The organism is Curtobacterium sp. MCJR17_043 (genome assembly GCF_003224315.2).
Classification (GTDB): Bacteria; Actinomycetota; Actinomycetes; order Actinomycetales; family Microbacteriaceae; genus Curtobacterium.
The window spans coordinates 1258217-1272081 of record NZ_CP126259.1 but is presented as its reverse complement, the minus strand read 5'-3'; the positions used below and the strand labels follow the sequence as shown (position 1 = coordinate 1272081).

The 13865-nt window shown below is 74.1% G+C and carries 11 protein-coding genes and 4 pseudogenes; 6 read left to right on the top strand and 9 right to left on the bottom strand.

Annotated elements, in window-relative coordinates; genetic code table 11:
- Positions 1–14 precede the first annotated feature (14 nt).
- The 5 genes and pseudogenes from DEJ15_RS06695 to DEJ15_RS18070 all read right to left on the bottom strand — a co-directional run.
- Positions 15–1583 carry a 3'-5' exonuclease gene (locus DEJ15_RS06695; protein ID WP_284175950.1) on the bottom strand — a complete coding sequence of 523 codons (1569 nt, stop codon included), beginning with the start codon at positions 1581–1583 and terminating at the stop codon, positions 15–17.
- A gap of 256 nt (positions 1584–1839) precedes the next feature.
- Positions 1840–2100 (bottom strand): annotated as a pseudogene (locus DEJ15_RS06690) (3'-5' exonuclease); the annotation flags it as partial.
- Positions 2101–2326: 226 nt separating this feature from the next.
- A pseudogene (locus DEJ15_RS06685) lies at positions 2327–3163 on the bottom strand (UvrD-helicase domain-containing protein); the annotation flags it as partial.
- A gap of 189 nt (positions 3164–3352) precedes the next feature.
- On the bottom strand, positions 3353–3706 hold the full coding sequence (locus DEJ15_RS06680) for a PD-(D/E)XK nuclease family protein (protein WP_502866157.1): 354 nt from the start codon (positions 3704–3706) through the stop codon (positions 3353–3355).
- Positions 3707–3821: 115 nt separating this feature from the next.
- Positions 3822–4067, bottom strand: a pseudogene (locus tag DEJ15_RS18070) (PD-(D/E)XK nuclease family protein); the annotation flags it as partial.
- A gap of 22 nt (positions 4068–4089) precedes the next feature.
- On the opposite strand from DEJ15_RS18070, the gene DEJ15_RS18065 reads away from it, so the two are divergent.
- Entirely contained in the window at positions 4090–4329 is a 240-nt protein-coding gene (locus DEJ15_RS18065; protein ID WP_349814837.1) for a hypothetical protein, read from the top strand.
- A 1194-nt stretch (positions 4330–5523) separates the two neighbouring features.
- Here DEJ15_RS18065 and DEJ15_RS06670 read toward each other — a convergent pair.
- Entirely contained in the window at positions 5524–6513 is a 990-nt protein-coding gene (locus DEJ15_RS06670; protein ID WP_284175946.1) for a UvrD-helicase domain-containing protein, read from the bottom strand.
- A 143-nt stretch (positions 6514–6656) separates the two neighbouring features.
- On the opposite strand from DEJ15_RS06670, the gene DEJ15_RS06665 reads away from it, so the two are divergent.
- Together DEJ15_RS06665 and DEJ15_RS06660 are read left to right on the top strand one after the other, a co-directional pair.
- Positions 6657–6881, top strand: coding sequence for a DUF3107 domain-containing protein (locus tag DEJ15_RS06665; RefSeq protein WP_110823695.1), 225 nt, complete (start codon positions 6657–6659; stop codon positions 6879–6881).
- Positions 6882–6892: 11 nt separating this feature from the next.
- Entirely contained in the window at positions 6893–7189 is a 297-nt protein-coding gene (locus DEJ15_RS06660; protein ID WP_110823694.1) for a hypothetical protein, read from the top strand.
- A gap of 29 nt (positions 7190–7218) precedes the next feature.
- Here the strand turns inward: DEJ15_RS06660 and DEJ15_RS06655 are convergent, their stop codons facing one another.
- The gene (locus DEJ15_RS06655; protein ID WP_284175944.1) at positions 7219–7998 is read right to left on the bottom strand and encodes a ferritin-like fold-containing protein; all 780 of its coding nucleotides are present in this window, start codon (positions 7996–7998) and stop codon (positions 7219–7221) included.
- A gap of 84 nt (positions 7999–8082) precedes the next feature.
- Here DEJ15_RS06655 and DEJ15_RS06650 point away from each other — a divergent pair, with 84 nt between their 5' ends.
- Positions 8083–9642, top strand: coding sequence for a DEAD/DEAH box helicase (locus tag DEJ15_RS06650; RefSeq protein ID WP_284176172.1), 1560 nt, complete (start codon positions 8083–8085; stop codon positions 9640–9642).
- Positions 9643–9752: 110 nt separating this feature from the next.
- Here the strand turns inward: DEJ15_RS06650 and DEJ15_RS06645 are convergent.
- Positions 9753–10627: pseudogene (locus tag DEJ15_RS06645) on the bottom strand (PHP domain-containing protein).
- 176 nt (positions 10628–10803) lie between these two features.
- Between DEJ15_RS06645 and DEJ15_RS06640 the strand changes: the two are divergent.
- Positions 10804–12291 (top strand): aminopeptidase P family protein, encoded by a 1488-nt coding sequence (locus DEJ15_RS06640; RefSeq protein ID WP_284175942.1) that lies wholly within the window; start codon positions 10804–10806, stop codon positions 12289–12291.
- A 179-nt stretch (positions 12292–12470) separates the two neighbouring features.
- Positions 12471–12776 carry a GNAT family N-acetyltransferase gene (locus tag DEJ15_RS06635; protein ID WP_349814836.1) on the top strand — a complete coding sequence of 102 codons (306 nt, stop codon included), beginning with the start codon at positions 12471–12473 and terminating at the stop codon, positions 12774–12776.
- A gap of 201 nt (positions 12777–12977) precedes the next feature.
- Here the strand turns inward: DEJ15_RS06635 and DEJ15_RS06630 are convergent, their stop codons facing one another.
- The gene (locus DEJ15_RS06630; RefSeq protein ID WP_284175940.1) at positions 12978–13688 is read right to left on the bottom strand and encodes a hypothetical protein; all 711 of its coding nucleotides are present in this window, start codon (positions 13686–13688) and stop codon (positions 12978–12980) included.
- Positions 13689–13865 lie beyond the last annotated feature (177 nt).

Here is a 13865-nt window from a genome sequence, read left to right as displayed (position 1 = left end):
AGGCGCGGCTCGCCTCAGCCGATCGCGTTCCGCCAGGCGCGTTCCAGCCCGGCACGGTCGAGCAGCGACGTCGGTCGGACCTCGAGGTCGTCCGCCACGAAGTAGAACACCGCGTCGACGTCCTCGATCGGCCGGCCGGTGAACTCGGCGTACGCGACCCGGTACAGCGCGAGCTGCACCTGCCGGCGTTCCAGGTCCTCGGCACCGGTCGGGGCCTTGCCGGTCTTCCAGTCGACGACTTCGATCCGCCCGTCGATCTCGTAGACGGCGTCGAGCTTGCACACGACGCTGTGCCCGAGGAACGGGATGTGGATCTCGCGTTCGACCTCGAGGGGCGTCAGACCCGCCCAGCGTGACCGGGCGAAGGTCTCCTGGAAGTCGGCCAGCCGTCGGGCGTCGTCGTCCGTGACGGCGAGGTCACCGTCGGTGGCGGGAGCGGTCTCCCCGACGTCGAGGTCGAGTTCGCCGGCCCAGGCGTCGAGCCCGCCGTCCCACCCGCCGAGCGGCGCCGCGGCGCCACCGCCACGGGCACGCTGTTCGACCCACTGGTGGAACAGCGTGCCGAGGCGGGTGGCCCGGTACGGCCGCTCGGGCATCGGACGGCGCAGCCGTTCGGCGACGCGGTCCGGCTCGCCGAGGTAGTCCTTGAAACCGGACGCCGGGACGCGGTGCGGGACGACCACCGCGTGCGCGGCCGACCGGGCCGCCCGGCGTTCCGCGAGCAGCAGGTCGATGTCGGCGGCGTGGCGACCGGCGGCGCCGGGGTTCGCGTTGCGCACGCGCTCCGCGGCGGCGAGCACCCGCGGACCGCGGGAGCCGAACGGCACGTGCGGCCAGGTCTGCGTCGCTCCCTGGTCGCCGAGCGGGTTCGACTCGTGCGCGGTGCCCTCCGGGATCCGGTCGGCGGGGAGCACCCCGGCGTCGACGAGGTCGTGCAGGTACCGGCTCGGGGCCGTCGGCTTCACCCCGGTCGACCACGAGGACCCGGTGACGAGCAGCTCGTGCTTCGCGCGGGTCAGCGCCACGTAGGTCAGGCGGCGTTCCTCGTCCTCGTTCCGCGCCCGGACCTCGTCCTTGAAGGCGTCGATCGCCGTGACGACGTCCTTCTGGGTCTCCTGCCCGCGCCAGGCCAGACGGGGCAGTTCCTCGGCGTCGCCGCGGAACTCGTACGGCAACCGGCCGAACCCGAGCCACCCCGTCGACCCCTCCTGGGGCCGGGCGGGCAGGGCGCCCTCGACCATCCGCGGCACGGCGACCGCGTCCCACTCCAGGCCCTTCGAGCCGTGGATCGTCAGGATCTGGACGGTCCCGCCCTCGGGTTCCTCCGACCGCGGCCCCATGTCGTCGCGGCGGGCTGCGGCGTCGATCCAGCCGAGGAAGGCGCCGAGGTCGGCACGGTCGTCGGTCTGCACGAAGCCGCTCAGTTCGTCGACGAAGGCGTCGAGGTACGCCGACCCGCCCTGCTCGTGCGCGGCGACCTCGATGTCGAGCCGCATCTCCTGCACCACGAGCGTGACGAAGTCGACCAGGTCCCCGCCGGCACGGGAGCGCAGCGTGGCGAGCTGGGCGCCGAGGGCGCGCATCCGCTCGCGGCCGGCCGGGCTGATGCCGGCGAGGGCGGAGTGGTCGTCGGGCGCGGTCGTGACGAAGTCGAGCGCGTCGACCACGGAGCCCTGCTCCCCCCGCGGCGACGGACGCCCGGAAGGCCGCGGTGACGTCGTCGTCGAGGCGCTTGTGCGTGTGGTCGCGGCCGAACAACCAGCGCGCGAGACCGTGCAGCGCGACGATGTCCGCCGCGCCGACCCGCCACCGGGCACCGGCGAGCAGGCGGATGAGGTCGTTGCCCGCCGCCGGGTCGTGCAGCACGCGGAGGCAGGCCACCAGGTCGACGATCTCCGGCCGCTGCAGCAGCCCACCCGTCCCGAGCACGTGGTACGGCACCCCGCGGGCGGCCAGCGCTGCGGTGAACGCCGCCAGGTCCTTCCGGGCGCGCAGCAGGAGCGCCATCGAGCCGTCCGGGTTCCGCCCGCGGTGGTCCGCGAACCACGCGGCGACGGCGTCCGCCTCGTCGGGCAGGGTCTCCGGGAAGGCGACCGCCACCGTGCCGCGGTCCGCTCCCGGTCGCGGTGCGAGCTGCTCCACCCGGACGTCGGACGCGGCGGAGAGCGGGGAGACGACCGCGTTCGCCGCGGCGAGCACGTCGAGGGGGGTTCCGCCAACTCGTCGACAGGGCGTAGGTGACGACGGGGTCGGCGGCGGGCGCGCCGAAGTCCGCCGGGAACCGGGCGAGGTTCGCGGCACTCGCTCCGCGGAAGCCGTAGATGGACTGGTGCGGGTCCCCGACCGCCATCACCGGGTGGTCCCGGAACAGCCGCGCGAGGAAGCGCGTCTGCACGACCGAGGTGTCCTGGTACTCGTCGAGCAGCACCACCGCGAAGCGGGCTCGGAGGTCGGCGGCCACCCGCGGGGCGGCGTCGGCCGCGGCGAGCGCCAGGGCGATCTGGTCGGAGAACTCGACGAAGCCGCGGTCGACCTTCTGCCGACGGAACTCCTCCACCAGGTCGGCCAGGGGTTCGAGCGACCCGATCGCGGCGACGGCGTCGGTGACGGCCTTGTAGGGCGTGCCCCTGGTCGAGCCGGGCAGTTCCAGGAGCTCCCCGAAGTCGATCGCGAACCGACGGAGGTCCGCCGGGTCCACGAGGTGCTCGGACGCGGCCCCGGCGAGCGCCACCACGGCCGCGGTGACGGTGTCGACGTTGCGGTCGAGTCCGGCCAGGCGGTCGTCCCGTGCGGCGACGACGACCCGACGGGCGAGCTGCCAGGCGGACGGCTCGGTGAGCACCTGTGACTCGCCGTCCCGGCCGACGAGCAGGGCGTTCTCGCGGAAGACGGCGTTCGCGAAGGCGTTGTAGGTCGACACCGTGGGCGCGAGGAAGGCGTCGCCGGCAGCGATGAGCCCGGCGTCCTCGAGCGCGGCGATCCGGTCGTTGATGCGCACGCCGAGCTCGCCCGCGGCCTTGCGGGTGAAGGTCAGGCCGAGCACCTGGTCCGGCTGCACGAACCCGTTCGCGAGCAGCCAGACGACACGGGAGGCCATCGTCTCGGTCTTCCCGCTGCCGGCACCGGCGACGACGAGGGCCGGCGCGAGCGGTGACTCGATCACGGCCCGCTGCTGCTCGGTGGGTCGGGGCTTCCCGAGGGCGTCCGCGATCGCGTCGGCACCGACCCGCGGTGTCAGCGGGACGCCCCCCGTCGGGCACGCGGTGCTCGGGTCCGGGCGCAGGGGCGGCGGGGTCCGACCCGGTCCGACCGGTCCCGGCGCCGTCCACCGCTGTCGGCGCCTCGTCCGCGCTCACCAGGTCACCTCGCCGACGACGTGGATCCGGCACTCGGTGCCCGTGCGGGCGCGGTCACAGTGCTCGTCGACCGCCGCCAGGAACGTCCGTCCCGCCATGCCGCGCGCGACGCCGTGCAACCGCTCGCGGTACGCCTCGCGCGCTTCCGGGTCGAGCGCGCGCTGGGTCCGTTCCGAGTACGCGTGCGCGCCCTTCGGGTTCTGCACGAAGACGAGCCGGGCGTCGGTGGTCTCCGCTCCGACCGGGACGCCCTCGACCGCGCCGTCGGCGACCGCGAGCTGGTAGGCGGCGAGCTGCGGATGGGCCGGCATGTCGTTCTTCTCGCTCGGCATCGATCGCCCGGTCTTCAGGTCGACGATGCTGATCCGGCCGTCGGGGTCGACCTCGATCCGGTCGATGCTCCCCCCGCACCCGGGCCGGGCCGGTCACCAGGGCGAAGGAGGACTCGGCACCGAGCAGTCGTCGCCCCGCGCTGGCGGTGGTCCGGAGGTAGTCGCTGAGCCCCTCGATCATCCGTCGGGTCCTCGCGCGCTCACGGTCCGCGATCCACGGCGACTCGAACGTCAACTCGTCCCACCGGCCCTCGACCCGCTGCCACAGTGACTCGACGTCGATCTCGGTCGCGTGCTCCATCGCCTCGTGCACGATCGTCCCGATGCCCATCGCGGGGCTCGGGGCGCCGCCGCCGAACGTCTGCGCGAACCAGTGCACGGGGCACTCCTCGAACGTGCCGATGCGGGAGGGCGACACCGACACCGTCGGCGGGACGGGCTCGTCGCCGTCCTCGGGCACCACCGGTGCGGCGTCGAGGTCGACGAGCGGCGCGTCGGTCGTCGGCTCGGCCAGGCCGTACCAGTCGTCCGGCGACGCCCCCCGGCACGTCCTCGGCGGCGAGGCGCGCGAGTGCGGACGCCGCCTCGGAGTCGCCGGTCGCGACCACGCGCCGACGCAGCGAGCCGGCGAGGCCGCGTAGGGACAGCGGGTGCGCCGACGGCTGTCGGTCCGGCGGGACCGGGACGAGCCGGACGAACGGCGACGGGGACTCGTCGTCGTTCGCGACGGTCGCGATGACGACCTGCGTCGTCGCCCGGGACACGGCCCGGGCGAACAGGCGCAGCTCGTCGCCGATCACCGCCGCCCGGTCGTCCGTCGGCGAGTGCGGGACGCCGGCGGCGGCGCGGACGAGCCCGTCCGGGTCGAGCAGGCTGCCCCGCACGCGGGTGTTCGGCCAGACGCCGTCCTGGAGGCCCGTCACCACCACGACGTCGCACTCCAGTCCGACGGTGGCCGAGGGGGTCAGCACCCGGACCCGCCCGGCGGTCCGGTCCGGTCCGATGGAGTCCTCGGGCAGGTCGGCACCGAGGAGGTCGTCGACGAAGACGCGCGCCGGGGCGTCCGGCGTCCGCTCGACGAACCGCTTCGCGGCCGTGAAGAGCCCGACCACGGCGTCGAGGTGCCGGTCGGCCTCGGCCGCTCCGACACCTCCGGCGACCGACTGGGCACGCCAGGTGCCCGCGAGACCGCTGCGCTCCCACAGCCCCCCAGAGGACCTCCTCGATGCTCGCCCCGGTCTCGGCGTCGTGCCGCGCGGCCGCGAAGCTCCTCGCCAGCCGTGCGGCACGGCGGGCGAAGGGCGCGTCGATCGTCGCGAGTCGCTCCGGGGCACCGAGTGCGTCGACCAGGAGCTCGTCGGACGTGCGGGTCCCGCCGCCCGCCAGCTCCTCGCGCCGGAGCGCCAGCCGCAACCGTCGCATCGCCAGGGTGTCGAGTCCGCCGAGCGGTCCGGTCGCGAACGCGGTCGCGAGCTGGGCGTCGAGCGGCACCACACCGAGGGCGACGGCGGCCGCGTCGACGAGCGCCCGGGACGCGGTCTCGTCCCGGGGTCGGGTGGGCGCGGCACCCGCGGTCGCCGGCACCTCGGCCACCGAGAGCGCCCGGACGAGTTCCGGGATCGCCGCCCCGCTGCGGGTGACGACGACCATCCGGTGCCACGGCACACCGTCGAGCAGCCGGTGTTCGCGGAGGCGCCTCGCTACCGCGGCGACCATGGCGGACCGGCTCGGGGCCTCCAGGTGCAGGACGGCGTCGGAGCGGCCACGGGCCTCCCGGGCGACGGCGGAGCGCTGTCGGCCCGCGGCGGCGGTGCCGATGCGGCCGGTGACGCCGGTCACCAGCGCCCGGACCGGTCCGGCGTGCCGGTGCACCGTGCCGAGCACGATCTCCCGGACGCCGGTGACGCCGAGGCGCGGACCGAGGCGGCCGAGCACGTCCGGCTCCGCGCCGCGGAAGGCCGAGGCGGCGATGTCCGGGTCGCCGAACGCGACGACCTGCACGCCGGAACGGGCGAGGGCACCGAGCAGGGCGATCTCGCCCTCGACGAGTTCCTGCACGTCGTCGACGACGACGAGACGCAGCGCGGCCACCGCGGGCGGGAGGTCCCCCCCCGCAGCACGGCCGCGGTCGCGAACGCCACGAGCTCTGCCGCGTCCAGCGCGGTCGTCCGGAACGCGGTCACGGTGGCGCGGTACTCGTCGACGAGGTCCCCGACGGCACGCCACTCGGGGTGCCCGGTCTCGTCCCCGAGCTCCCGCATGTCGTCGGGTTCGATGCCGGCCGCGACGGCACGCATCATGAGGTCACGCAGCGCCGTGCGGAAGCCCGCCCGCTCGCGGACCACCGCGGTGATCGGTGCCGGCCAGTCCGGTCCGCCGCCGTCGAGCTCGTGTCCGGCGAGCAGGTCGGCGAGGATGCGGTCCTGCTCGCCGCCGGTCAGCAGGGTGGGAGCGTCCTGGCCCTGCACGGTCGCCGCGTGCGCCACGACCTGGAACGCCAGGGAGTTGACGGTCCGGGCGAGCGCGCCCGGCGTGACCCGGTCGACCGCGGCGGCGAGCCGGTCCCGGAGCGCCGTGGCCGCCATGCGGGCCGAGGTGAGCGCGAGCACGGTGGCGTGCCCAGCGGCGTCGACGGCACCGGGTCTGGCGATCCGGTCGGCCACGAGCCGCGTCAGTGTGCTCGTCTTGCCCGTTCCCGGCGCGCCGAACACCGCGGCGTGCTCGCCGTCCGGCAGGGCCAGGACCGCCTGCTGCGCAGGGTCCTCGACGAGCGCACGCGACACCGAGCCGAGGTCCGGCGCGGGCGTCAGGGTGGTCGGTGGCACGCACGTACGGTACCCAGCGCTGCCGACATCGCGCGCCACCCGCGCCGGATGCGGGGACCGGGTGCGGGACCGGGTGCGGGACCGGGTGTGCGCCCGCGGCGAACGCTCCGGGCAGCCCGGGGGCGCTCGACTACGCTGACCTCGTGGACATCAAGATCGGCATCATCAACAGCCCGCGTGAGATCGGTTTCGAGACGGCCCAGACCGCCGACGAGATCGAGACCGCCGTGTCCGAGGCCCTCGCGGCCAAGGCCACGCACCTGTCCCTCAAGGACGACAAGGGCCGCCGGTTCATCGTGCCGGTCGCGTCGCTCGCGTACGTCGAGGTGGGCTCCGAGGAGTCCCGCCGCATCGGCTTCGTCGCCTGACCCTCCCGGGCGTGGAGCTCCTCTTCGCCGTCCTCGGCGGGATCCTGCTCGGGGCCGTCGCCCACGTGGTCGTGCCGCTGCGCACGACCCGTGGCGTGCTCGTCGGACCGGCCGTCGGTGGCATCGCCGCGGCGGTCCTCTGGGAGGTCCTGACCTGGGCCGGATGGCCGTACGACGGCACCTGGATCTGGGTCGTCGCGCTGCTCGGGGCCGCCGCGGTCGCCCTCGTGGTCCAGGTGGTGCTCGGCCGCCGTCGGACCGCTGCCGACGAAGCGCACTACGAGCGTCTGGTCAAGCAGGGCGCCTGAGCCCGTCCGGCTGCTCGCCGTGGCGCTGCTCACCGTGACCGGCGGACCGTTGCTCGCCCTCGTCGACGCGCGGGGGGTCCAGCCAGCAGGCCGATCAGGCCGTGAGGCCGAGCGCGTCCATCCGCCGGGTGTGCGCCGCGATCAGTTCCGTCCAGACCGGCTCGAGCCGCTCCTGGTCCTCGCGGGCGTGCGAGGCGAGCGCCGACCGCGCCACGAGGAGCGTGTCCCCGACCAGGCGGCGCCCCCCACATCGCGAGACGGGACGCCACGACCGGGTCCTCGTCGATGCGTGCCGTGAGCTCCTCGACCACGGCCGGTTCCTCCCGGGCGTCGAACACGGTGCGCAGGCGCTGCCGGACGTCGATCGGGAGCGACCGGAGCAGGTTCGCGAACAGGTCGTTGAGGATGCCGGCGGTCACGTACCCGGTGAGCATCGACTCGTACCAGTCGGCACCGTTCGTCCGCTCGAGGAACCGGTCGATCGCCTCGCGGTGCGGCGCCATCAGGTCGGCCGGCTCCTGCCCGCCCCGCTCGATCTCCGCGACGATGGCACGGTGCCGCTCGAGTGCGGTGGTCGCGAGCACGCCCGTGACCAGCCGGCCGGAGAGCGTCGGGGCACCGGCTCCGGCGCGGCCCATCGTCTCGTACAGCGACAGCTGGAGGTAGGCGGCCTGGCCGAGGTACACGTCGAGCTCGGGGCTGACGTCGTCGAGCCGGAGACGCTCGACCGCACCGCCGCGCGGGTTCCGCGACGCGAGCCAGGCCGCGGCGAGCTGCGCAGCGCGCTTCCGGTTCCACCACGACACCACACGACCAGCATACGGGTCGGCTCGTCCTCGTCCGGCACGTCGGTAGACTGGGCGGGACTCCTCCCCACGAACAGGGTGAACTTCTTGACTTTCTCAGAACTCCAGATCGAGCAGGACATCGTCGATGCGCTCGCGAGCAAGGGCATCATCGAGCCCTTCCCGATCCAGCAGCAGACGATCCCGCTCGCCCTGACCGGCCAGGACATCATCGGTCAGGCCAAGACCGGCACCGGCAAGACCTTCGGGTTCGGCCTGCCACTGATCCAGCGCATCGGCGCCGACCCCGGGCCGGGGGTGAAGGCGCTCGTCGTCGTCCCCACCCGCGAACTCGCCGTGCAGGTGAGCGAGGACCTCGAGTCCGCGATGGTCAACCGCCCCACGAAGCTCGTGTCGATCTACGGCGGCAAGGCGTACGAGGGCCAGGTCGAGCAGCTCAAGGCCGGCGCCCAGATCGTCGTCGGCACGCCCGGTCGACTCATCGACCTGCACCGGCAGCGTCTCCTCGACCTGTCGCACGTGCAGGAGATCGTCCTCGACGAGGCCGACCGCATGCTCGACCTCGGCTTCCTGTCCGACATCGAGCGGATCTTCCAGGCGGTCCCGGCCGTCCGGCACACGATGCTCTTCTCGGCCACGATGCCCGCCCCGATCGTCGCCCTCGCACGCCGCTTCATGTCGCGTCCGGTGCACATCCGCGCGACGGACCCCGACGAGGGTCTGATGCAGGCGAACATCAAGCACGTCATCTACCGCGCGCACTCCCTGGACAAGGACGAGGTCATCGCCCGCATCCTCCAGGCCGAGGGCCGCGGCAAGACCGTCATCTTCACGCGGACCAAGCGCGCCGCCGCCCGCATCGTCGAGGAGCTGAAGGACCGCGGGTTCAACGCCGCCGCCGTCCACGGTGACCTCAACCAGGAGCAGCGCGAGCGCGCGATGGCCGCCTTCAAGGCCGGCAAGCGCGACGTCCTCATCGCCACCGACGTCGCCGCCCGTGGCATCGACGTCGACGACGTCACGCACGTGATCAACCACACGATCCCGGACGACCCGGACACGTACCTGCACCGCGCCGGTCGCACCGGCCGTGCCGGCAAGACGGGCATCGCGGTCACGTTCGTCGACTGGGACGACCTGCACAAGTGGACGCTCATCGACAAGGCGCTCGAGTTCGGCATCCCCGAGCCCGTCGAGACGTACTCGTCGTCGCCGCACCTCTTCACCGACCTCGACATCCCGGCCGGCACGAAGGGTCGCCTGCCCGGCACCTCGCCGCGCGCAGCGACCGCCGGAAGCGAGAAGCCGGCGTCCGGAGGTCGCTCCGGTTCCGCCTCCGGCAGCGCCGGCGGTTCGCGGTCACGCAGCCGCACCCGGTCGTCGGGCTCCGAGGAGTCCGGCTCGCGCCGCGCCTCGGCAGACCGACGGGAGCGCTCCGCTCCCGTAGCGGAAGCCACTGCCCCGACCGGTGCGCCCGCCCCCCGCCTCCCCCCGCGGGTGACGACACCGCCGACGGCGCCCAGAAGCGCCGTCGCCGCCGCCGACGTCGTGGCGGCACTGGCTCGTCCGAGGCGACCGCCGCGGCACCGCAGGGTTCCTCGGACGGCGAGTAGCGCCTCCAGGCCGAAGGCCCCGTCACGAGCGTGACGGGGCCTTCGTCGTCCCCGGCTCCGGAACGCAGCCCGGCGCCGACGCCGCAGCGCCCCCCCTCCACGAGGACGGGAGGCCCGAGCCTGGTCCGACGGACCGGCCGACGGTCAGGACAGGCGGGAGCCGGGCCCGACGACGGGCGCACTGCCGGTCGCCTGGTCGACGATCGCGTCGAAGGAGCGTCGGGCCGTTCGGTGCTCACCGAGGCGGTTCGGCTTGCCCTCGCCGTGGTAGTCGCTCGAACCCGTGACGAACAGGCCGTACCGACCGGTCCAGTCCAGGAGCGTCCGCTTGCCGTCCGCGCTGTTCTCGCGGTGGTCGACCTCGAGTCCGCCGAGGCCCGCGTCGACGAGCTCGCGGAGCATCGGCTCGTCGATCACGATCCCCCCGCGATGACGCGGCCGGGTGCGCGATGACGGGCACACCGCCGGCGGCACGGATGAGCTCGACGCCACGGAGCGGGGTCGGGGCGTCGTGCGGCTGGTAGTAGCCGGAGGAGGGGTGCAGGATGCCGCGGAACGCTGCGCTGCGATCGGGCTCCAGGCCGAGTCGGACCAGGGCGTCGGCGATGTGCGGACGTCCGATCGTCGCCCCCCTCGCTCGACTCCGCCAGGACGTCGTCCCAGGTAACCGGGTGGTCACGGCCGATGGCGTCGACCATGCTGCGGGCACGGGTGAGGCGGCCGTCACGGATCGCGGTGGTCTCGGCCGCGAGTCCGGGATCCGCCGGGTCCACCAGGTAGCCGAGCACGTGCACGCTCCGCCATCCGATGCGCGTACTGAGCTCGAGCCCGGGCACCAGGGTCATCGGCAGCTGCCGGACCGCCTCGGCGGCCTCGTGCCACCCGGCCGTGGTGTCGTGGTCGGTCAGGGCGACACCGTCGAGTCCGCTCGCCGCCGCCGCGCGGACGAGGTCGGCCGGGCGCTCGGTGCCGTCGGAGACGCTCGAGTGAGCGTGCAGGTCGATGAACGGATCAGGCACGCGGCAATGCTACCGACACGTCGACGGCTGGTCGGACGCCGTTCACAGCCCCTCCCCCGCACGCCGTTCCTCGCGCTGCGCTCGCGTCACCGCACGGCTGCGACCCCGTACCGGTCCCTGCGCTTCCGGACTGCGGTGCCGGACCCCGCTCGGTGCAGCGGTGCGATGATGGGGACATGGCCGACACCACTCCCCGCGCGACGAGCAACCGCTCCACCACCCCCGGCTCGTCCGTCTTCAAGGACCACATCGCTGCGAACTGGGCCGAGCGTGAGCGTCCGCTGCCGGCCCCGCGCGAGCAGTCCGCCTTCGCCGCCGCGCGTCGCGCCCGGCTCTCCGGACTGCACCCCGGTCGGACGATCGTGGTGCCCGCCGGCCAGGCGAAGGTCCGCTCGAACGACTGCGACTACCCGTTCCGCCCACACTCGACGTTCGCCCACCTGACCGGCTGGGGCACCGACACCGTCGTCGGCTCCGTGCTCGTCCTGACGCCGAACGGCGACGGCCACGACGCCACCCTGTACTTCCGCGCCACGGCCGGCCGTGACTCCGAGGAGTTCTACGCGAACCCGGAGATCGGCGAGTTCTGGGTCGGACCGCGCCCCTCCCTGGCCGAGGTCGCCGCAGACCTCGGTGTCGCCACGGCGGACCTCGGTGCGCTGGACGCCGCACTCGCCGGGCTCGACGCCTCCGTGCTCGTGGTCCGCGACGCCGACCCCGGGTTCACCCGCGCACTCGACGAGCGCCTCGGCACCACGGTCGGAGGCGCGCCGGAGCAGGACGGTGCGGCCGCGACGGACGACGTCCTGTCCCGCGACCTGTCCGAACTCCGCCTCGTGAAGGACGCCTACGAGGTACACGAGCTGCGCAAGGCCGTCGACGCGACCCGCCACGGCTTCGACGACGTCATCGCGGACTTCGACGCCGTGCTCGCACACCCCCGCGGCGAGCGCATCGTCGAGGGCACGTTCAACCGTCGCGCCCGTGCCGACGGCAACACGGTCGGCTACGACACCATCGCCGCCGCGGGCCACCACGCCTGCATCCTGCACTGGACCCGGAACGACGGTGCCGTGCAGCCCGGCGACCTGATCCTCATCGACGCCGGGGTCGAGGTCGACTCGTTCTACACGGCGGACATCACCCGCACCCTGCCGGTCAGCGGCACGTTCTCACCCGTGCAGCGCATGGTGTACGAGGCCGTGCTCGAGGCCGCCGACGCTGCGTTCGCGATCGTGGAGCCGGGCATCACGTTCCGGCAGGTGCACGCGACCGCGATGGAGGTCATCGCGCGCAAGACCGCCGAGTGGGGCTTCCTACCGGTCTCCGCCGAGGAGTCCCTGCAGCCGGACAACCAGTTCCACCGCCGCTACATGGTGCACGGCACGAGCCACCACCTCGGCCTCGACGTGCACGACTGCGCGAAGGCCCGCCGGGAGATGTACCTGGACGGCATCGTGCAGCCCGGCATGGTGTTCACGATCGAGCCCGGCCTGTACTTCCAGCAGGACGACCTGACCGTCCCGGAGGAGTTCCGTGGGATCGGTGTCCGGATCGAGGACGACATCCTGGTGACCGAGGACGGCGCCGAGAACCTGTCGGTGCACATCCCCCCCGGACCCCCCTCGGAAGTGGAGGGGTGGATCGCGAGGTCCGCGCGCTAGCCTGGGCCTCGTGAGCGCTGAAGCCCCCCTCGGGCACCTTCCTGATCGACGTCGAGCACTTCGACTCGCCCGACGCCCAGCGGCTGCGAGCGGCCCAGCGCATCGAGATCGACAGCACGTACGGGGCCGACACCGAGCCGGGCCCGAAGCCGACTGCCGACTCGATCGCGGTGTTCTTCGTGGCGCGCGACGAGGCGGGCACCCCGGTCGGGTGCGGCGGGTTGCGACTGGTCGACGACGGCATCGCGGAGGTCAAGCGCATGTACGTCCGGACCGAGTCCCGCGGCTCCGGCGTCGCCGCGTTGATCCTGCGTCGACTGGAGGAAGCGGCGCTCGACCTCGGGTCACCGGCGCTCGTCCTCGAGACCGGTGCGGAGCAGAAGGGCGCCATCCGGTTCTACGAGCGCGAGGGCTTCCGACGGATCGCGAACTTCGGGCCGTACGTCGGCGCAGCCCGGTCGGTCTGCTTCTCGAAGATCCTCTGAGCCCACACGCTCCGCCGACACGGCGAGCGAGGCCGCACCAGTCCGCCAGGTCGGACCAGCCCGAGAGCCGCACCCAGCGAGACGCGACCGCTCATGCGCGACACCGGACACGACGACGGGCTCCGGGTCGGTGCAGCACCGGCCGGGAGCCCGTCGTCGTCCGCCCGCTCCCGACGGTGGCACCGTCCGGAGCGGGACCGCTCACGCGCGGCTGTCGTCGTCCTCACGCCGGTTCGTGTCGTCCGCGGCGCCGTCGGTGTCCGACGGCGTCGGGGCCTGCTCGCCGTACCGCGGGCCGTCGTTCGTGCCGTAGCTGCGGGTCGCCGCCGACGGACGCTGCGTCTGGTCAGCGGTCGCGTCGGCCTCCGGCGTGCGGGCAGCGCCCTCGTTCGTGCCGTACCGCGGTGCGGTCGAGCGCTGGCCGGCCCCGGGGGCAGGGTCACCGGTCGGCACCGTCCGGGCACCGCCGTCGTTCGTGCCGTAGCGCGGCCCGTCGTTCGTGCCGTACCGCGGCCCGTCGTTCGTGCCGTAGCGCGGCCCGGCCGGCGCCTGTCCGCGGGTGTCGTCCGGCCGCGATGACCCGTCCCCGCCCTGCTGCTGAGCCGAGTCGCCGGGCCGAGCCGGGCCGCCGGGCTGCGCCGGTCCGCCGGACTGTGCCGGTCCGCCGGACTGCGCCGGGCCTCCCGGCTGGTGCGGGGTGGCGTGCCCACCGTAGGGCGAGCCCTGCGGCGCACCGCCCGGGCGCCACTGCTGCTGGCCCGGCTGGCCGTACTGGCCCGGCTGGCCGGCGCCCGGCTGACCGTACTGCGGCGGCTGGCCAGCGCCCGCGCCCCCCGCCCGGCTGACCGTACTGACCCGGCTGACCCGGCAGACCCGGCTGACCGTACTGCCCCTGCTGCGGCGGCACCCCACCGGGCCCCGGACGCCACTGCTGCTGTCCCGAGCGCTGCCCGAGCTGGTCCTGCCCCTTCTGTCCGGGTCCCGGCTGTCCGCCGTACCCCCCCGGCGTTCGGCTGGTCCCACGACGTGTGCTGGATCGCACCGCCCTGGCCGAGGATCCGCTGCGCCTGACCGGACAGCTGCGGGTCG

Coding starts and splice junctions, on each gene's coding strand:
- DEJ15_RS06695 (WP_284175950.1), bottom strand. CDS start 1,583: ATGCGCGCCCTCGGCGCCCAGCTCGCCACGCTGCGCTCCCGTGCCGGC.
- DEJ15_RS18065 (WP_349814837.1), top strand. CDS start 4,090: ATGCGGGAGGGCGACACCGACACCGTCGGCGGGACGGGCTCGTCGCCG.
- DEJ15_RS06640 (WP_284175942.1), top strand. CDS start 10,804: ATGGCCGACACCACTCCCCGCGCGACGAGCAACCGCTCCACCACCCCC.